This is a genomic window from Pseudomonas sp. MHK4 (assembly GCF_054600775.1).
Window position 1 is genome coordinate 1 of record NZ_BAAIAK010000019.1, and the last position, 19,757, is coordinate 19,757.

Below are 19,757 nucleotides of genomic sequence, written 5' to 3' on the forward strand. Positions count from 1 at the left end.
GGCGCGGTTGCAGGGTGATTTCGTAGCGGGCTTCGTCGCGGGAGCTGGACAGGCGCTGGAAGCTGTTGACCACCCCATACAGGCTGCGCAACGGCTTGTACTCGGGCGCTGGCAGGCCGGGGTAAGGGGGCTTTGGCGGCAAGGGATACAGACTGAAACGAGCGTCCTTGTTGAGTATTTGTTCGGCGCTGAGGTCCTGTTCGACGCAGGTGAATTCGATGCGGTAGGTGAAGGGCTGGCTCAGGTGTTCCTGGCCTTCGAAGGCCAGGACGTCGAAGGCGGCGTCGAGCCGGTGGATGGTGAATGTGTGGCGGCTGTGGTTGAAGAAGATGCGCGGTTGGGTGCTCATGGTCAGGCCTCCTCGACGATGCCCGGCATCGCTTCCAGTGTGTCGATGAACTGCAGCGTGATGCCTTCATCGTCGCTGTAACCCAAGGTCACCCCTCGGGTTCGTTGACGGCTCGCCTGGCGTTGCAGCAGTTGCTGGCTGAGCACCGGCAGGATCTGTTGATTGAGCAGGCTGTCGATGTTGCGCGCGCCGGTATCGGGCAGCAGGCAGGCGGCAACCAGGGCCTGGTTGAGAGCACTGTCGATCTGGCAGGTCAGGCCGTAGTGGCGTTGCAGGCGCGTGGCGACGCGGGCGAGTTTTTGCGCGACGATGCGCTGCAGGGCGTCGACTTGCAGCGGGCGGTAGATCAGGGTCTGGAAGCGCGCGAGCAAGGCCGGCTGGAAGTGTTCGCGCAACAGTGGGCGCAATAGCTCCTGCAGGGTGCTGTCCGTTGCGTCGGGGTGGTGATGCAGGCAGGTTTGCAGCTCGTCGCTGCCCAGGTTCGAGGTCATGAGAATGACGGTGTTGCGAAAATCGATTTCGCGCCCCTCGCCATCGCGCATGAAGCCGCGATCGAAGACCTGGTAGAACAGATTGAGGACGTCGCGGTGGGCCTTTTCCACTTCGTCGAGCAACACGACGCTGTAGGGACGCCGGCGTACCGCTTCGGTGAGCACGCCACCCTGGCCGTAACCAACGTAGCCCGGTGGCGAGCCTTTGAGTTGGCTGACGGTATGGGCTTCCTGGTACTCGGAGAGGTTGAGGGTGATCAGCGACTGCCCGCCACCGAACAGGCAGTCGGCCAGTGCCAGGGCGGTTTCCGTCTTGCCGACGCCGCTGGTGCCGACCAGCAGGAACACACCCAACGGCGCCTGCTCCTCGGTCAGGCCGGTCTTGGCCGCGCGCAGGCGCTGGGCCAGTGCTCCGAGGGCATGATCCTGGCCGACGACACGTTCACTCAGCTGCTGCTCCAGTGCCAACAGGCTGGCCTGTTCGTCCTTGAGCAGGCTGCCCAGCGGCACGCCGGTCCAGTCGGCGATCACTTCAGCCACACTGCGCGGGTTGACGTCCAGAGAGAGCAATGGCTGGGCGCCCTGGACTTCGGCAAGCTGCTGTTGCAGTCGATTACAAAGGGTGATCTGCAGGGGGGCAGCCTGACGCGCATCAAGCAGTTGGTGGGTCAGGTCGAGCTCGTGGCGGTATTGCCGCACCAGCTCACTGTGCTGGCCTTGCAGGTCGACAAGTTGCGCATCGATCGAGGCAAGGCGTTCGTCAAGGCTACTGCCACCCAGTTGTGCATCTTCTTCCAGTGCTTCTCGTTCAAGCCCCAGGGCCGCCTGCCCGGCCTTGTTTCTGACCAGTGCCTGGGGTTCGCAGTCGAGCCCCATGCGCACCCGTGCACTGGCGGTGTCGAGCAGGTCGACGGCTTTGTCGGGCAGCTGTCGCCCGGTCAGGTAACGCCGCGAAAGCGTGACCGCCGCCTGGACCGCCGCATCCTGAATGTGCACGCCATGATGGCTGGCGTAACGCGCCTTCAGGCCACGCAGCATGAGACAGGCATCGTGGTCATTTGGCTCGTCGACCTTGACCTGCTGGAAGCGTCGTTCCAGTGCGGCATCGCGCTCGAAGTATTGTTTGTATTCGCTCCAGGTGGTGGCGGCGATCGTGCGCAGCTCGCCACGGGCGAGTGCGGGCTTGAGCAGGTTCGCCGCGTCGGCACCGCCCGCCTGGTTGCCGGCGCCGATCAGGGTATGGGCTTCGTCGATGAACAACAGCACGGGTCTTGCCGACTGCTGCACGGCATCGATGACGTTTTTCAGGCGCTGCTCGAATTCACCCTTGACCCCTGCCCCCGCTTGCAGCAACCCCAGGTCGAGGGTACGCACGCTGACCGGCTTGAGGCTGTCCGGCACATTGCCCTCGGCAATGCGCAGCGCCAGTCCTTCGACCAGTGCGGTCTTGCCAACGCCCGGTTCGCCGACCAGCAGCGGGTTGTTCTTGCGCCGGCGACTGAGGATATCGATGACCTGGCGGATCTCATCGTCACGACCGAACACCGGGTCGATCCGCCCCTCCCTGGCCTTGGCGGTGATGTCCTGGGTGAACCTGTCCAGCACGGCCTGCAAGGCCTCGTGGTGGCCGGAAGCGGATGAAGGCGTCGCCAGCAGATCAGACGACACTTGTGCCTGATCAATGGCAGCCGCTTGCTGCACCTGGGGACGCTCTTCAGAATGTTGATCAAGCAGCGAAAACAAATGCTGCAACTGGGTTTCGCTGACACTGAATAGCGGCCAGGCGGCTTCACAAGCCAGCAGGTCGGGAGACTCCAGCAGTGCGCCGAGCAAGTGGGCCGAGCGCAGGTGGTCGTGGCTGTCCAACGATGCACGCAGCCAGGCGTTGCTGATCAGTTGCTGTAACTTGCCACACAGCTGCGGCTTGCCGTGCACACTGCGCGGCAATGTATCCAGGTGTTCAAGCAGTCCGCGCCAGAGTGCGTCCATATCCCATTCGTAACGACGGGCAATGAGTGTCAGGTCGCCCTCGCCCTGTTCGAATAATTTGAGCAGCCAGTGCTCGATACTGATGTAGCCATGGGCGCGACTTTGGCACAACGTCGCCGCCGCGCTCAGCGCCTGGGCACAGTAGGGATTGAGACGGCGAAGCAAGCGGGAGGCGTTCTGTACCATGGGGGTACGTCCTTGTTGAGTGTAAGACGGGTAATCGAGGAGCTCGATGGGGCTGGTTGAGTGCCCGCGAACGGACACTCAACACGCAACACCGGAACCCGCAGGCATGAATGCCTACAGGCTCAATGTGTTAAGCGGACTGACGTTCATCCCAGGCATCGGTGTGGCTGATGTTGCCCTCTTCGAACTTCCAGGTGACCTTCTCGTAGCGCAACTGGACGTCTTCCAGGTGATTGTGTTTTTCCTTGGTCGGGTCCTTGACGTCGTACATTTTCGTCATGACGCTTACGACTTTTACGTTCTCGAGCAGAACGGTGTAGTAAACGACCTCCTGGCCTGCTTCATTGATGCGATACCACTTGAACTCGGCGCTCTTGAAGGTCTGTCCCTGGGATGCGCCCTTAAGCAGGTAGACGCTGGCGGCATCGATTTCCTTGGTGAACATGAACGGAGTGTGAATCCGTGTGCCTGTCAGCTTGCCGGTGTTGTTGTCGGTGGGGATGGTCAGGCCATGATCCTGGGCCAGCACTTCGATGCTGCCCTCACGCCCTTGAACATCCACCGAACCCTTGATGTCGGCGTCGCCGTCATTTTTCAGCCACAGGTAAACGGGAATTGCCATGTGAAGCTCCTTCTGAACATGAATGCCGCGTTATGCGACAGGGGGTTGCAAATCCGGCCCCGCAGCGGGGAACACGCAAGCCCCCGGCTCCGGCACCAGACGAATATCGACTCGGCGATTGGCGCTGCGCCCGGCATCGGTGTCATTGCTGGCGATGGGCTGGCTGGCACCGAAGCCCTGCACCGCAAAGCAACTGGCGGGGATACCGCCCATGTGCTGCATCCAGTCGTGCACGGCGGCCGCCCGAGCCCGGGACAACTGCAGGTTTTGCTCGGCGCTGCCGGTGGCATCGGTATGGCCGCTGATCACGATCAGCCAGCCAGGCTGGGCCTTGATGTCGACCAGGGCGTCGATCAGGACTTTGGTCGAGCCGGGCTTGAGCCGGGCGCTGCCGGTACTGAACAGCGACAGGCTGTCCAGGCGCACCGGCTTAGGATTGCCCGCAAGCCTTGGGGCCAGCGACGGATGACGGTGACCGGCAATCGTCGACTGCAGCCTGGCGCGCAATCGCTCGCCTCGGTAGAGTCCCAGTCCCAGCGACAGGGGAGCGCCGTGTCGGTAGTAGCTGTCCAGGCGCAGGGCATCCTCGCGCAGCACCGCAAGTGCCTGCTCGCGCAAGATGAATTCAGGCCGATCCGGTTGTCCTGTCACGGGGATGGCGTTGTAACGACGCAAGTCGTCGCTGACCTGACGGACCAACAGGGTGTTCTGCCAGGCCGAACTGGCCAGGGCCGTAGTCCCGGCAATGGCGAACATCCACAACGCGATGCCGCTCGCGCGGCGCAATGGAGCGCGTTGAGTCTGCGACGGCAGCAGCGCCAGCAAGGTGTCGGGAAAAGGCATTGACGTGCCCTGCCCTGGCTGCGCCTGCCTGGTGTCAAGCAGTGCTGCCTTGTTGCGCAGCCATTGCTGCCACAGGTTGCCCGCGATTGACTGCGCGAGCGCCGGTACGAAGGTGATGGCACAGACACTCGGCAGGCCATCGGGATCGCGCACATCACGGGGGGCCAGGTGGGGCATTACCGCGTGATCCAGCCACGCCACGACACTGTCGAGTTTTATGCAGGTGTGCATGCGGGCTGCGCGCGTTGCGCTGTCTGAAGGCTGGCTTTGCCAGTCGTCAAGGCTGGTGCAGGTTCCGGCCTCGCGCACACTGGGGCTGACTTCACCTGCCTCCCAACTGAACCAGGGGCCTTGTGCGGCCGAGACTTGCACATAGCTCGTCAACAATAGCGGCAACGCAACGCCGCCCTTTCGAATGAGGCCGACCTGATAGCGCAGTGCTCGCGCCTGTCCAGCCAACACGGCGGTGTCGGCGTGTTCAGCCGGGTTGACGATGAACATGACGCTGAGCTGCCCACTCCATTCAGGACGCAGCGTCATCAGACTGGCGGTGACCGCAGGCAACTGCTCAAGCCCGGGTACCCGCACGTAACAACCGTGGCGGGTCGTGCGCAATGCCAGTTGTTCCACCGGCGTCGCGCCGAACAATCCCGTCAGGCCATCGCCACAAACCAGGACGACCGGTTGACGGTAGGCGGCCGGGGGCAGCGAGGTATTCTCGGCCAGGGTCAATAATGCGCACGCCCGGCGCCCGGTCCGGTTCCAGGCCATGGTCACGACGCCCACAACGACCAGGACGGCCATGGCGCGCAGGCTCCAGGTCAACGGAACGACAATCAGCAACGCCAGTAAGAGCGCACCCGCCCATAACCAGAGTCCGCGCATCAGTGTCGGCGTCATCGGTCCCACCTCAAGCCTCACCGGGCAAAACCGAGCTGAGGAGACTGGTCAACAGGTGGTCAAGCCCCCACCAGCAACCGACAAACAGCAGACCCACAAGCAGACCATGAGCCAGTGGCGAATGCGGCCATAGCGCAATGCGCAGTCCCTGTCCGAATGTCTTCTTTGTCGCCAAGGTCTGGCTGAGTGCCAAGGGGGCGACCTGCGCCTGGAACGCGCTCAGCAACTGTTCGCGCTCAGGGTCGTCGGCATCGCGGTAACGCCCCTGGAAGCCCAGCATCAGCACCCGATGGAACGCCGTCAGCACCAGTGGATCCGGAGCGGGCTCGCGCAAGACTTCGCGCATGTCTTCATACAGGAACTCGCCCGCCTGGTGCCGATTGAAGAACTTCGCTTGCAAAGGCTCTTTCGTCCAGGCATCGCGAGCCTGCTTATCGACACGCAGTACGGTTTCATCGAGCAGGGCGCACTGGGCATGGCTGATGTGATCGATGCTGCGCGGACTCAGGCCGGCATGCTCAAGCATCTGGCGTACATGTTCGACCTGCTTTACGCAAAGGTCCTTCAGCGTCGGGCCATTGTGGGCCGATGCCCCCTGGCACAGTTCCACTACCAGCAGGTAGCTGTCCTGCAGCAACGCGTCGATATCCACCGCAGGTGCGGTGGGTTTTCTTGAGGTTTTCAGGTTCATGTGCGCAACACCGCAAACAGTTCAAGTTTCACCTCGGCCAGCGTGCTCGGGACGTAGAAGACGCAGACTCCTACGTCCATCACCGCCTTGCCCTTGGCATGGTCGAGATCGAGGGCGAAATACTGGTTCTCCAGCCGCAGCGGAATGGCTGCCGGTACATGGCTGAGCGACTGCAACGGCACGCCATCGAGCGCGGCGTTGATCAGTTGATCGACATCGTCCGGCGTGCCGATCTTGCACAAGCGCGGGAACTGACTCTGCACCTGTGCTGCCGGCAAGCGGCAACGCACTGACAGATAAAAATCAGCGCCCTCACGCTCGCGCAGACGTGGATCATTGAGGCTGACCTTCCAGCGGTTGGCGCCGTTCTCCTCCATCTCAAGGGCAATGACCCGCGAAGGCAGGCTGGCCTCAAGCAAGGTAGAGATCAGACGCAACAGTGGGGGAAAAACGCTTTCGAGCTGCTCATGTCGATAAGCCGGAATCTGCTCGATATCGTGTTCCAGGGAAAAGGTCAGCAGGCCGCCGGCCAACTTTGCCAGTTCCCGATACACCGGCTCGGGATGCCGTGCCGGGTGGGCCTTGAGATCAGCCAGGATCGGCTGGTAGGTGTTCAAGACATTGAGCAGCCAGAACAGCGACACATCGGCCACGGCAAAATCGGCCATGCGCTGGTTGCTTTCACGACGCATGCCCATCAGCCGTTGGCGCTTGGCAGCCAACTGGGTCAGCAGATTGTCCAGCTGCGCCAGCATCCCCGGGTGAGCCGCGAAGTCGAGCAATGGCGGTACATAAGCGTTATCCAGACTCCATGCGCCCTGCCCGTCCCGTATCAGGCGCGCGATCGGGCAGGTCAGGTAATCGGCATTGTCGTCGTGGGCAAAACGCAGGCTCAGTACGTGTTCCAGCACGCCAATCTGTTGCGCCTCGCCATCGTACAAATCCTGCACGTTGCGCCAGTCCTGGCGATAGCGCGTCGGGCGCTCGACCTTGCTGTTATCGAGCAGGCAGTTGTTGCCATTGGCCTGTTCCAGCGGCAGGGCCAATAGCACCGTAGCGTCCTGCATGTCACTGGAAAGCAGGTGGTTTAACTCCAGCGCCGAGGGCAGACGATCCACCTGATCGGTATCGATCAAGGTGCCGTCGGGCATGCGCAGGCACAATCTTGTGGCCTTGAGCTTGCCCAGTCGCAGGGTCTCCTGGTCAAACGCCACTGCCTGGATACCCCAGGGATGCACCAGTGACAGATGAGCCAGGCGTTGATTGGACCAGGCTTCCCAGCGTGCCTGTTGCTGGAACTGCTGGGGGCACAGCAGCGCCCCCGCAGACCATACGGGACGGTCGATTTTCAAGACCTGGATTCCGCTTTGAGCTTGGGCATCTGCGAAACCAGCGACAAATTGACGTCCATGCCTTCCACCTGGAAGTGCGGCACGGCATACAACTTCACACGGAAGAAACCCGGGTTGTCCTCGATGTCTTCCACGGTCACCTTGGCATCACGCAGCGGATGCGAGGCCTGCAGGTCGTCGCCCGGATCGGTCATTTCGGTGACCAGCCCGCCGATCCACTTGTTCAGTTCCAGCTCCAACAAGCGCCGGTCCTTGGTGGTGCCGATGTTCTCGCGCTGGATCAGCTTGAGGTAATGGGCAATGCGCGACAGCAGGAAAATGTAAGGCAGGCGTGAGTTGATCCGGCTGTTGGCAGTCGCATCGGCGGTGTCATACAGGGCCGCTTTCTGGGTGGAGTTGGCCGAGAAGAAGCACGCGTAGTCGCGGTTCTTGTAATACGACAGCGGGATGAAACCGAGGTCGGCGAACTCGAATTCGCGAGTTTCCGGAATCATCACTTCCGAAGGAATCTTCACCTGGTTGCCGGTGCCCAGGTCATACAGGTGGATCGGTAGATCGGTGACCGCGCCCCCTGACTGCGGCCCGCGGATCTGCACGCACCAGCCATTGGCGATGAAGCTCTTGACCATATTGGCGGCAAAGGCGAACGAGGCGCTGGTCCACAGGTATTTGTCGTGGTCAGGGCCCTTGACGCTCTCGATGTAGTTGAAGCTACGCACCGGGACGGTGTCCGGACCATAGGGCAGGCGTCCGAGGACTCGGGGCATGATCAGGCCGATATAACGGGCGTCGTCGGTGTCGCGGAACGACTTCCACTTCAGGTATTCAGCGCGGTCAAAGTAGTTGCCGATGTCCTTGATGGCGGCCACTTCTTCCATCGAGCGCTTGCCGAAGAAGGCCGGGCCGACGGTGCCGATAAATGGCATGTGCGCGGCCGCGGCGACTTTGGAAATGTTGCGCAGCAGGGCTATATCTTGCGGATTGCGATCGAACTCATAGTTGGAGATCGCGGCGGCAATGGGTTCACCACCCGGTGTGTCGTACTCCTGGGTATAGGTATGCACGTACAGGCCGCTTTGGGCGATTTCCGGAGCGTCGTCGAAATCCTGGACCAGATGATCCTTGCTGATATCGAGCAATTCGATGCGAACGTTCTGGCGAAAATCGGTTTGGTCGATCAGCGATTTGACCCCGCGCCAGGTTGACTCGACACGCTGGAAATCGGGGTGGTGCATCACGGCATCGAGTTGCCGACTGATTTGAGCATCCAGGGCTGCAATGTGTTCATCAAGCAGGACTTTGTCCAGGCGTTCGACTTTCTGTGAAGACTGCCCGAGCAGTTTCAAAAATACACTGACTGCCGCCGTCACTCGCTCATCGGTAGATACCTCGGAAAGTGCCTCGGTATTTTGAAATATCTCGATACTACTTAGGCTGTCGACCGGACTAAGGTTGATTTTTCCAAACAGTGCGCCATATACGCCTTTATTTCCTTCGGACAACACTGTAGCGCCGCGCGATTGCGCGTTAGAACTTTCGATGGACATGAAGGTAACTTCCCTTTAAACGAACCGAAGTGGATTAACGATTTTCTTCCGGCGCCAACGCGGCCAATTCGGCTCGCAGTTCGTCACTTAGCGCATCGTCCTTGAGGATGCGCTCCAATTCATGACGGAAGGTGGCATTGTCCAGCAGGTTCGACTTGAGGTCGCGCAACAGGTTGCGCATGGCCAGCAGCGCACGCAGGTGAGGGATCTGCCGTGCCACCTGCTCCGGCTCGAAGTCCTTCATGCGCTGGAAATTCAGCTCGACGGAGGTGTCGCCACCATCATCGACCAGGGTATTTTCCACGGCCACTTTCAAGACCGGCGAAAACTCCGCCAATACACTATCGAAGTTGTTTTTGTTGATTGAAACCTTGCTGCGAGCGGATAAAGGACGCCGCTCCTTGCCATTGCTGTAATCCCCCCATCACCATCAGCTTCAGTGGTAATTCGACTTTTTTCTGCGCACCGCCGGTATGCAGATCGAGCTTGATATTGACCCGGGCCTTGGGCACTTCGTTTTGAAAACTGCTTGAAGACATAACACCTCCCGATTATTTTGCGATAGCCAACGCCATCGCTAAAACCTGTAGGACAGGAACTCGAAACTCTAGCCAACAGAATAAAAGTTGCCGTACTACAACCTGTGAATTCCATGTCAAAATGAGTGAATTAATACACCTACGGGAACTATGTCTGTTCTCCTACAACGACAATGAACTATCTCACTCGCACATTCCACCCCCCTCCTGAACTTTGGGAAATTTCTTACTTATTTCCGGAAACGCCCTACAAGAAACCCCTGGAAACAGTCATTTTGCGGGACGCAATCCGACGCTTTTCTTCTCCGACCGGGCTGCACCCTCTCCTCCAACCCGCCCGGTCAAACCCCTCTGCATCAATTATTTATACTCAAATGCCAGCTTAATAATATTTTACCGATATCCGGCTGATCCCTAGTCTTGAGCCCAGGAAATGGCAGGTCGACACCGACCGTTAACCAACTTCGAAGGGCAAGCAGATGACCATTGAAAAAACAATAATAGATACCTTGATTGTCGGCGCCGGCCAGGCCGGCGTAGCCATGAGTGAACACCTGAGCAAGCTCGGTGTGCCGCACCTGGTGCTGGAGCGCAACCGTATCGCCGAGCGCTGGCGCACCGGTCGCTGGGATTCGCTGGTGGCCAATGGTCCGGCCTGGCACGACCGTTTTCCAGGCCTGGAATTCGACGATATCAGCCCCGATGGTTTTGCCCCCAAGGAGCGCGTGGCCGATTACTTCGAAGCCTATGCTCGCAAGTTCAAGGCGCCGATCCGCACCGGCGTGGAGGTGAAGAAGGTCGAACGCAACGTCGGTCGCCCGGGCTTCACCATTGAGACTTCCCAAGGCGTGATCGAGGCCAGCCGCGTAGTGGCTGCCACGGGCCCGTTCCAGCGTCCGGTGATCCCGCCGATCGCCCCCAAGGATGCACAACTGCTGCAGATCCACTCCGCCGACTATCGCAATCCCGGGCAATTGCCCGAGGGTGCCGTGCTGGTAGTGGGCGCAGGTTCCTCGGGCGTGCAGATCGCCGATGAATTGCAGCGCTCCGGCAAGCAGGTCTACCTGTCGGTGGGCGCCCACGATCGTCCGCCCCGCGCCTATCGCAACCGTGATTTCTGCTGGTGGCTGGGGGTGCTGGGCGAGTGGGACCAGGCCGCGATGAAACCCGGCCGCGAACACGTGACCATCGCCGTCAGTGGTGCCCAGGGTGGCCGCACCGTGGACTTCCGTGGCCTGGCCCATGCCGGCATGGTGCTGGTGGGCCTGACTCAATCGTTCAACGGCAGCGTGGCGACCTTCCAGGCGAACCTGGCGGACAACCTGGCCCGGGGCGATGAAAACTACCTGGCCCTGCTCGATGCCGCCGATGCCTACATCGAACGCAACGGCCTGGACCTGCCGGAAGAACCGCAAGCGCGCCATACCTTCCCGGAACCGGACTGTGTCACCAAGCCGATTCTGGAACTCGACCTGGCCAAGGCCGGCGTGACGTCGATCATCTGGGCCACCGGTTTTGCCGTGGACTACAGCTGGCTGCAGGTCGACGCCTTCGACGACAACGGCAAGCCGCAACATCAGCGCGGCGTATCCAGCGAGGCTGGCGTGTACTTCCTCGGCCTGCCCTGGCAGTCGCGCCGTGGTTCGTCGTTCATCTGGGGCGTGTGGCACGACGCCAAGTATGTGGCCGACCACATTGCCATCCAGCGGACCTACCTCGAGTACCGCGATGCCGACCAACGCGAGGCCCAAACCGCCCCGGCCGCGCACAAGACCACTGTCAGCGCTTGATACCCGCACGGCGCGTACACCGCGCCGCCCCCCTATTTAAGGAGTTTCAAATGACCACGCCAACCCATACCCGCATTCGCATGTTCAACACCAAGGAAACCTACCCGAACCAGAGCCTGGACAACGACCTGTGCCAGGCCGTCCGTGCCGGCAACACCGTGTATGTGCGCGGCCAGGTCGGCACCGATTTCGAGGGCAACCTGGTTGGCCTGGGCGATCCGCGGGCGCAGACCGAGCAGGCCATGCGCAACGTCAAGCAACTGCTGGAAGAAGCCGGCAGCGACCTGAGCCACATCGTCAAGACCACCACCTACCTGATCGACCCGCGCTACCGCGAACCGGTGTACCAGGAAGTGGGCAAGTGGCTCAAAGGCGTGTTCCCGATTTCCACCGGGCTGGTGGTGACGGCATTGGGTCAGCCGCAGTGGCTGATGGAGATCGATGTGATTGCGGTGATTCCCGAGTAGGAGCGAGCTTGCTCGCGAAGGCGCCAGCAAGAACACCACTTCCCCCAGGCTAGACAAGGACCCGCCCCATGACCTTTTCCATCGCCGCCCGCTGCCCCGACACCGGTCAATTCGGCATCGCCATCAGCTCCTCGAGCATCGCCGTCGGCGCCCGCTGCCCCTGGCTGTTGCCCGGTGTGGGCGCCGTCTCCACGCAAAACATCACCCTGCCCTCCCTGGGCCCGGAAACCCTGGCCCTGATGGAGCAGGGCCTGGCACCCGCCGAGGCCCTGGACAAGGTGCTGACCCGCAACGGCTACAGCCAGTACCGGCAGATCACCGCCATCGATCACCTCGGCCGCACCGCGCATTTCAGTGGTTCGCAAACCCTGGGCAACCACAATGCCGTGTCCGGCGAGCAATGCGTGGCGGCCGGCAACATGCTCGCAAGCCCTGCGGTGATCGAGGCCATGGTCCGCGCCTTCGAACAGGCCGAAGGCCAACTGGCCGACCGCTTGCTGGCGGCGATGCAAGGTGGCGTGGCGGCCGGTGGCGAAGCCGGGCCGGTGCATTCGGCCGCGGTCATGGTGGTCGGCGAGCTGACCTGGCCAATCGTCAACCTGCGGGTCGACTGGGCCGATGAAGACCCGATCGGCCAGCTGCAAAAACTCTGGCAGGCCTACCGTCCGCAGGTCCAGGACTACATCGATCGCGCCCTCGCGCCCGACCGGTCCCCTGGCTACGGCGTCGCCGGAGACGATCGATGAGCGCCAGCCGCGATCTGCTCGCAACGCTGGTGGCGTTCGACACCACCAGCCGCGAATCCAACCTGCAACTGATCGAGTTTGTCCGCGACTACCTCGCAGGCTTCGATGTGCCGTGCCAACTGGTCTACAACCAGGAACGCAGCAAAGCCAACCTGTTCGCCACGATCGGCCCGGCGGACAGGCCGGGCATCGTGCTCTCGGGGCACACCGACGTGGTGCCGGTCGACGGCCAGCCCTGGACCGTTGCGCCGTTCCAGCTCACCGAGCGCGAGGGCCTGCTGTACGGTCGCGGCACGGCGGACATGAAGGGCTACATCGCCTGCGTGCTCGCCCTGGTGCCCGCGCTGGTGCAGGCGTCGTTGCGCCTGCCGGTGCATATCGCCCTGTCGTACGACGAGGAAGTCGGCTGCCTGGGCGTGCGCTCCCTGCTCAAGGCCCTCGAACAACGTCCGGTCAAACCGCTGCTGTGCATCATTGGCGAACCCACCGAACTCAAGCCGGTGCTGGGCCACAAGGGCAAGCTGGCGATGCGCTGTGACATCCACGGTCACGCCTGCCATTCGGCCTACGCCCCGCTCGGGGTCAATGCCATCGAATACGCGGCCGAGCTGATCGCTGAACTAGGGCGCATCGGCCAACGGCTCAAGGCCCCGGAGCAGCATGATCCGCGTTTCGATCCGCCGTTCTCCACCGTGCAGACCGGTGTGATTGGCGGCGGCAAGGCCTTGAACATCGTGCCGGCCGACTGCCGTTTCGACTTCGAGGTTCGCGCCCTGCCCTCCCACGACCCGCGCCAGGTGGCAGAGGAACTGCAGACCTATGCCGAGCAGCAGCTGCTGCCGCGCATGCGCGCCGTAAGTGAGCACAGCGAGATCCGGTTCAGTGAGTTGTCGGCGTATCCCGGCCTGGCCACCGATGCCCGCAGCGAAGCCGCTGAACTGATCGCTGCATTCTCCGGCTCCCGGGAATTCGGCACGGTGGCGTTCGGGACCGAGGGCGGTCTGTTCGATGCGGCGGGAATCCCGACGGTGGTGTGCGGCCCGGGCAGCATGGAGCAAGGCCATAAGCCCGATGAGTTCGTCAGCCTGGAACAACTGCACGGCTGCGACGCCATGCTGCAACGGATGCTGTTGGCGATCAGCAACTGATCCCTGGCCCGACTCAGGTGTAGAGTCGGGCCAGTTCTTCCTGGCAGTAATCGACGAACAGCTGCACCGGTTTGGTCAGCTGTGCCCGGCGCAACCACGCCGCGGACAACCCCGAGCCGGTGACGTTTTCGGCCAGCGGCACGCACACGACTTTTTGCCCGTCATAGGTGTATTCGGAAAACGGTTTGGTCACCAGGATCGAGAAGCCGAAACCCCGGCCGACCATCCCGCGCACCATCTCGATCGACGGCGAGCTGAACACGATGTTCGGCGTCAGCCCGCGCTCTTCGAAAATGCTCACGAAGTAGGTCCGGCTGGGCACCACGTCCAGCAAAATCATCGGCTCCAGCACCAGGTCGTGCAGCGAGACTTTCGCCTGCTGCGCAAAGCGATGGTCGGCGGGCAGCAAGGCGTAGGGTTGCTGGGCCGGCATCAGCGCCACGGTCTCGATGGTGCTGTCCAGGTCATGTTCGTAGACCATGGCCATGTCGATGCTGCCGGCGGTCAGTGCCTGCACCAGCTCCTGCTGTTCACCGTCGCGAATGCGTATTTCCACCCCGGGCCAGCGCACCTTGAAACCTGCGATCAGGCGTGGCAGGTACAGCGGCGCCACGGTTTCAAAACAGCCGATGTCGATCTGCCCCGCCACCACGTCATTGTCCGCCAAGGCATTCTGCTCGAACTCATGGGCGACCCGCAGCAACTCCTGGGCCTTGCGGTAGAACCGCGAGCCGCTCGGCGTCAGCGACACCCCCTGGGCGTGATGGCGGATGAACAGTTGCACGCCAAAACTCTCCTCCAGGTGCTTGATCGCCGTCGACACCGATGGCTGCGCGATATAGAGCTTGCGCGAGGCCTCCGCCACGCTGCCGCAGTCGGCCGTGGTGACGAAATACCTGAGCTGGCGCAGGTTGTAGGCGGCCATGGGAACCTCCGGAAAACAGAACATCAGGGTCAAGGGATCGGCAGCGCACACAAGGGTTTTGTGCCGGCCTGCGGTCAAGGCTGAACATACCGGAGGCGACCGCCGGCGCGGCATATATTTTTTAAGGTTTGAAGCAACAAACTTACTAATTTATCTATCCCGAGCCATTGCACATGATCGCTCCAACAAGAAAAGCGTCGTTCGCGCGACGCTCACCGAAGTACGTCCACGTACTCACTTTGCCTTGGAGTTCGTCATGGTAACTACTGCAACAACGAGCGCTCCGCTCATCGAGAAACACACGATCGGCTACGTGCCGCCGCAAGATCGTCATGGCAAGACGCGCGACCTGTTCACCCTGTGGTTCGGTGGCAACATCGCGCCCTTGCCCATCGTCACCGGCGCCCTCGGCGTGCAGCTGTTTCACCTGAACCTGGTCTGGGGCATCGTCGCCATCCTCGTCGGCCATCTGGTCGGCGGCGTGCTGATGGCGCTGCACTCGGCCCAGGGCCCGCAGATGGGCATCCCGCAGATGATCCAGAGTCGCGCGCAGTTCGGCTCCCTGGGCGCACTGCTGGTGGTGCTGATCGCGGGCGTGATGTACATCGGCTTCTTCGCCTCCAACATCGTGCTGGCGGGCAAATCCCTGCACGGCGTGGTCGACAGCGTCCCGGTGCCCGTCGGCATCGTCATCGGCGCCCTGGGTTCGGGCATCATCGGCATCATCGGCTATCGTTTCATCCACGTGCTCAACCGTATCGGCACCTGGGTGCTGGGCATCGGCATCGTGCTGGGCTTCGCCTACATCCTGACCCACGTGCAGACGGACGACTTCCTCACCCGTGGCAGCTTCAACATCTCCGGCTGGCTGGCGACCGTGTCCCTGGCTGCGCTCTGGCAAATCGCCTTCGCGCCCTACGTGTCCGACTACTCGCGCTACCTGCCGGCCAACGTGCCCGTTGCAGCGACCTTCTGGACCACCTACCTGGGCACCGTGCTCGGCTCCAGCCTGTCGTTCGTCTTCGGCGCCGTCGCCGTACTGGCCACGCCCGTCGGCATGGACACCATGGACGCAGTCAAACTCGCCACCGGTTCCATCGGCCCGCTGATGCTGGTGCTGTTCCTGCTTAGCGTCATCAGCCACAACGCTCTCAACCTGTACGGCGCGGTACTGTCGCTGATCACCCTGGTGCAAACCTTCGCCTACCGCTGGATCCCCACCGCCAAGAGCCGCGCCGTGCTCTCGGTGATCGTGCTCGGTGCCTGCTGCTTTGCCGCGGTCGGTGCCTCCGCTGACTTCATCGGCCACTTCGTCGACATGGTGCTGGTATTGCTGGTAGTGCTGGTGCCGTGGACGGCGATCAACCTGATCGACTTCTACGCCATTCACAAAGGCAAGTACGACATCGACTCGATCTTCCACGTCGATGGCGGCATCTACGGGCGCTACAACCCGCAGGCGCTGCTGGCCTACGCGATCGGCATCGCGGTGCAGATTCCGTTCATGAACACGCCGCTGTACGTCGGACCGATTTCCGAGCACATCAACGGCGCGGACTTGTCCTGGTTGGTGGGCCTGCTGGTCACGTCGCCGTTGTACTGGTGGCTGGCCAACCGCGACAGTGCCTACAAGCGTCGGTTGTCGAGTGGAAAACTCGCCGCCAGCCTGTAATCAGATCCACAAGCCTGCTCGCGACAAGGCCCTGACAATGACCAACTGTCAGGCCTTTCGCGAGCAAACACCGTTTGAATAGAACCACACTTGATACCTTGCTGATGCATCCCCCCGATTGCGCTGTTTCCCGCGCGTCACCTCACCGCCCAACTTAGCCGATGCGCTGCAGGAACCTGGAGTGAAGCCCTGGCAGGCAAATGCGCTGATAGCCACCTGACATCCGACGAACGTTCGATTCTGATCTGCAAAACCTGTAGGACATTTCCCTTTGTGGTGAGGCCGCTAACCGTCGGCGCACTGCGAAGTGGCTGTAATACCTACACACCCATTTCCTAGGACACACCCTATCCCCATACCCTCAAACCCGCGCCACCCCACAAAACCGGATACATCACCACAAAACCCCGCGCCACCCCGCACCTGGAGCTGCCAAAGGCTGCGATCTTTTGACCTTAAAACGCCAAACCCCGTCCTACACCCCCGATTGCAGCCAACAAAACCACCCCCTATATTCGGGCCCGTCGCTGACAGAAGTTGGCGATAGGGTTTCGCAGCCCTTAAGATTGATACTTTGTTCCGTCAAGCACGGCCGGCTCCCGGCTGAGTATCGTTTTATGGCGGTTGTGCGCGGGAGACCTTCGGTCTGCCGGGACATGGTGTTAATCCTCCGGTCTGCGAACCCGTGCATAGCTGCCACCCATTTGTTTCGCAGCAAAAAGGTGGCGATTCTACTTTTTATTAGGATTGACACCATGACGACTGAAAACCCGCCACGCCGCTTCATCCCCATGACCCAATTCGCCACCAGCTACCCCGTCCTCCTCATCGACAACCAGGCCCCAATCCGCGAACTCCACAACTGCGTCAGCGAACGCCTCAACGCCGTCCTCCAATACATCAACCTCATGGCCTGCACCAGCCTGCCCGACTACGCCGAAAACGACATCAACACCGTCACCAACATCGCCCGGATTCTGCTCCAGGATGTACGGGATGTGTTTGGGGTGATTGAGCAACGGGGGTTTGAGGTGCCTAAGGTGCAGTGATCAATTTTCAGCTCGAGAACCCGCGTTTAATGCGGGTCCTTCCCTTGTCGTGGTCTTGATTCCCACGGCGATTGCGGCTTGATTCGTTGACGACGTGCAGCAGGAAACTGGCGTCCAATCTACTTGTTTCCGGGAAACATGGCTGTCACTAGTGGCTGACTGATTCGGCAAGGAGCGGACTCTGCAAATAGTCTATAGAATCAGGCCCAATTGAGAAGAACACGGCATGAGCACTGATTTCGGGCACCTGACCTCAAGAGTTTCTGGGCCGGAAATACTGTGACAGAGGAAAGCTGAGGATTAGCGATGAAAATTGAATACCTCGAGATCACGGGCTTCAAGAGCGCGGCACATGTTGTCCTGAATGACGTACCAGCCTTTACGGTTCTGGCCGGCTCGAATGGTGCTGGCAAGAGCAATATCACTGATGCGCTCGATTTTTTAGGCGCGGTAGTAAAGCGAGGCGCCACTCAGGCAATCCGGGATTTCGGTGGATTTCAACAAATTCACTGCTTCAAGCACCGAAAGGAAAAACGCACGACCATTTCCTTCACCCTCAGAATAAATCTTGAGGAAGTGGCATTCGACTACAACCTGTCGATATCCGAAATACACCGCGAGCCTCGAGTACTTGAAAGCCTAAAGGTTAATGGTGTTCAAGTTATTGACCGCAAGAGCAGCGATCAGACACGTATCGCCTTGACTGACAGCGAAAACCTGCAGCACTTCCCTAAATATGCGCAGGACATGAGTGCACTGATGCTGCTAGGCAATTCGCCGATATATCGAATGCTTACCAACATCCAGGTATTTCGAATTAACCCTACAGAAGCCAAGGAGCCAGATAGCTCGACAGCAGATGCTACGACTCTTGATAGTCATGGTCGGAACGTGGCCACCATGCTGTCAATTCTGGAGAAGAACGAGCACCTTCGAGAACAGGTTCTCGAGTGGATCGAATTGATCGTTCCCGGGATGGAGAACGTATCCACCGAGAAACAGCGACTGGATGGTTCTACAGTCATCACCTTCAAAGAAGAAGGAACGAAAGCTCGCTTCCCGGCGCGTCTGATTTCAGATGGGACAATTTATGCTCTCTGTATCATGACTGCTGTACTTAGCCGAGCAGGGAAATCCGGCATAACAATCATAGAGGAGCCAGAACGGGGCATTCATCCGAAGGCTATTGGCGAACTTGTACAGTTGATGCGTGAAAATGCATCAGTTGATCACCCGGTTTTCATCACCACTCATAGCGAGTCTGTGGTACGCAACCTTGATCTTGAAGAGCTTTGGCTGGTGAATAAAGACGATGGCAAGACCAAAGTCAAACGTGCTTCAGAGTCGTCCGTAAATAAAAAAGACATTCCGCTTGATACGGCGTGGCTTACCAATCTTTTTGATGGGGGTCTGCCATGGTGAGAGTCGGATTCATCGTTGAAGGTGATAGCGAAAAAATCGTTGTCGAATCGGCGGACTTCCAAGCGTTCTTGCAAGAAAACGAGTTTTTGCTGGTTAACCCTGTAGTCAATGCCAAAGGTGGCGGTAACCTCTTGCCGCAAAATATCGATGCTTATCTAAACCGTCTGGATCAGCAGGCGGTAGACATCATCGTTGTGCTGACCGATCTCGAAGACGAAGAGTCAGTTGATCTGGTGCGAGAACGCATCTCAAATCCACGGATAAACATTATTTTCGTCGCAGTCAAAGCTTTGGAGGGATGGTTTCTAGCTGATTCGGTTGCAATGAACAAATGGCTAGGCATTGATGACTTCAATGAATTGCAACCTGAGCAGACACTCAACAAGCCATGGGATCGTTTGAAGGAACTATCAAACGCGCTGGGCAAGCAAGGGCCAGGCAACAAAACCGCATTCGCAAAAAAGATGACCAAGCACTTCGGTTTCAGCATCCGTCAGGCTGCATCGCACCCACAGTGTCGAAGTGCGCAGGAGCTTGTTCACTTTTTCACAACACAGCGCTGAGCGGCCTGGCTTAGTTCCAGCGCCCGATCCCCGCCGGGAAAGGCGGTGGAATATTCCCCGAAATCAAGCGCCCGGGAGCACGTTGACTGCGCTGATTATCCGTCTCCCATTTTCGCAACCGCAAATTAAATGAACCCTGCGTGCACCTGCCCACCTAACTGAAAGACTATCAGGAGGTGACTACATGCAGATCGAAACGACGTGGATTGTATTGGCAGCCGTTCTTCTGCTGATCGAGTTGTGGGCCATCAACCGGGTGCGCAAAAGCGCGGGGAAAGCGAGCAGCAAAGGTGTGTGGATGGTGGTGATTGTGTTCGTGCCGCTGATCGGGCTGATCCTGTGGGCATTGGCGGGGCCCAAACACATCGCTCATCACCCGGATCCAGCACAGGCCAGACAATAAGGCCGGGGCAATGCGTTAACGCTCCCTGACTGAGCGAAATGCATGGAACCACAGGCCACATCG

17 protein-coding genes and 1 pseudogene are annotated in these 19,757 nt (G+C 60.1%); 9 read left to right on the forward strand and 9 right to left on the reverse strand.

Annotated elements, in window-relative coordinates:
- From ACYP2Q_RS29300 to tssB, 8 genes and pseudogenes are all read right to left on the reverse strand, one after another.
- On the reverse strand, window positions 1-349 hold a 349-nt coding region (locus ACYP2Q_RS29300; RefSeq protein ID WP_459733654.1), incomplete at its 3' end, for a contractile injection system protein, VgrG/Pvc8 family.
- Window positions 350-351: 2 nt separating this feature from the next.
- On the reverse strand, window positions 352-3,015 hold the full coding sequence (tssH, locus tag ACYP2Q_RS29305; protein WP_459733655.1) for a type VI secretion system ATPase TssH: 2,664 nt from the start codon (window positions 3,013-3,015) through the stop codon (window positions 352-354).
- Between the two features lie 130 nt (window positions 3,016-3,145).
- The gene (locus tag ACYP2Q_RS29310; protein WP_459733656.1) at window positions 3,146-3,637 is read right to left on the reverse strand and encodes an Hcp family type VI secretion system effector; all 492 of its coding nucleotides are present in this window, start codon (window positions 3,635-3,637) and stop codon (window positions 3,146-3,148) included.
- A gap of 30 nt (window positions 3,638-3,667) precedes the next feature.
- The gene (locus tag ACYP2Q_RS29315; RefSeq protein ID WP_459733657.1) at window positions 3,668-5,380 is read right to left on the reverse strand and encodes an OmpA family protein; all 1,713 of its coding nucleotides are present in this window, start codon (window positions 5,378-5,380) and stop codon (window positions 3,668-3,670) included.
- A gap of 10 nt (window positions 5,381-5,390) precedes the next feature.
- Window positions 5,391-6,071, reverse strand: coding sequence for a type VI secretion system protein TssL, short form (gene tssL / locus ACYP2Q_RS29320; RefSeq protein ID WP_459733658.1), 681 nt, complete (start codon window positions 6,069-6,071; stop codon window positions 5,391-5,393).
- Complete coding sequence (tssK, locus tag ACYP2Q_RS29325; RefSeq protein ID WP_459733659.1) at window positions 6,068-7,423, reverse strand: type VI secretion system baseplate subunit TssK; 1,356 nt, start codon at window positions 7,421-7,423, stop codon at window positions 6,068-6,070. The genes tssL and tssK overlap by 4 nt, the downstream gene beginning before the upstream one ends.
- Window positions 7,420-8,970: a type VI secretion system contractile sheath large subunit gene (gene tssC, locus ACYP2Q_RS29330; RefSeq protein WP_459733660.1), complete on the reverse strand. Its 1,551-nt coding sequence runs from the start codon at window positions 8,968-8,970 to the stop codon at window positions 7,420-7,422. Before tssC ends, tssK begins: the two co-directional genes overlap by 4 nt.
- Window positions 8,971-9,004: 34 nt before the next feature.
- Window positions 9,005-9,509, reverse strand: a pseudogene (gene tssB / locus ACYP2Q_RS29335) (type VI secretion system contractile sheath small subunit).
- 479 nt (window positions 9,510-9,988) lie between these two features.
- Here tssB and ACYP2Q_RS29340 point away from each other — a divergent pair.
- From ACYP2Q_RS29340 to argE, 4 genes are all read left to right on the forward strand, one after another.
- Complete coding sequence (locus ACYP2Q_RS29340) at window positions 9,989-11,299, forward strand: flavin-containing monooxygenase (RefSeq protein ID WP_459733661.1); 1,311 nt, start codon at window positions 9,989-9,991, stop codon at window positions 11,297-11,299.
- Window positions 11,300-11,349: 50 nt separating this feature from the next.
- The gene (locus ACYP2Q_RS29345; RefSeq protein ID WP_008058648.1) at window positions 11,350-11,766 is read left to right on the forward strand and encodes a RidA family protein; all 417 of its coding nucleotides are present in this window, start codon (window positions 11,350-11,352) and stop codon (window positions 11,764-11,766) included.
- 68 nt (window positions 11,767-11,834) lie between these two features.
- Window positions 11,835-12,512 (forward strand): DUF1028 domain-containing protein, encoded by a 678-nt coding sequence (locus ACYP2Q_RS29350; protein ID WP_459733662.1) that lies wholly within the window; start codon window positions 11,835-11,837, stop codon window positions 12,510-12,512.
- Complete coding sequence (gene argE / locus ACYP2Q_RS29355; protein ID WP_459733663.1) at window positions 12,509-13,660, forward strand: acetylornithine deacetylase; 1,152 nt, start codon at window positions 12,509-12,511, stop codon at window positions 13,658-13,660. The genes ACYP2Q_RS29350 and argE overlap by 4 nt, the downstream gene beginning before the upstream one ends.
- Window positions 13,661-13,673: 13 nt before the next feature.
- Here the strand turns inward: argE and ACYP2Q_RS29360 are convergent, their stop codons facing one another.
- Window positions 13,674-14,585 carry a LysR family transcriptional regulator gene (locus tag ACYP2Q_RS29360; RefSeq protein WP_459733664.1) on the reverse strand — a complete coding sequence of 304 codons (912 nt, stop codon included), beginning with the start codon at window positions 14,583-14,585 and terminating at the stop codon, window positions 13,674-13,676.
- A 256-nt stretch (window positions 14,586-14,841) separates the two neighbouring features.
- Here ACYP2Q_RS29360 and ACYP2Q_RS29365 point away from each other — a divergent pair, with 256 nt between their 5' ends.
- The 5 genes from ACYP2Q_RS29365 (at window position 14,842) to ACYP2Q_RS29385 (ending at window position 19,694) form a co-directional block, all read left to right on the forward strand.
- Window positions 14,842-16,257 carry a purine-cytosine permease family protein gene (locus ACYP2Q_RS29365; protein ID WP_459733665.1) on the forward strand — a complete coding sequence of 472 codons (1,416 nt, stop codon included), beginning with the start codon at window positions 14,842-14,844 and terminating at the stop codon, window positions 16,255-16,257.
- A 755-nt stretch (window positions 16,258-17,012) separates the two neighbouring features.
- The gene (locus ACYP2Q_RS29370; protein ID WP_459733666.1) at window positions 17,013-17,306 is read left to right on the forward strand and encodes a fructose-bisphosphate aldolase; all 294 of its coding nucleotides are present in this window, start codon (window positions 17,013-17,015) and stop codon (window positions 17,304-17,306) included.
- Between the two features lie 306 nt (window positions 17,307-17,612).
- On the forward strand, window positions 17,613-18,728 hold the full coding sequence (locus ACYP2Q_RS29375) for an AAA family ATPase (protein ID WP_459733667.1): 1,116 nt from the start codon (window positions 17,613-17,615) through the stop codon (window positions 18,726-18,728).
- Window positions 18,722-19,291, forward strand: a complete 570-nt coding sequence (locus ACYP2Q_RS29380; protein ID WP_459733669.1) for a DUF4276 family protein — start codon at window positions 18,722-18,724, stop codon at window positions 19,289-19,291. The genes ACYP2Q_RS29375 and ACYP2Q_RS29380 overlap by 7 nt, the downstream gene beginning before the upstream one ends.
- A gap of 184 nt (window positions 19,292-19,475) precedes the next feature.
- Window positions 19,476-19,694, forward strand: a complete 219-nt coding sequence (locus tag ACYP2Q_RS29385; RefSeq protein ID WP_274077584.1) for a PLD nuclease N-terminal domain-containing protein — start codon at window positions 19,476-19,478, stop codon at window positions 19,692-19,694.
- Window positions 19,695-19,757 lie beyond the last annotated feature (63 nt).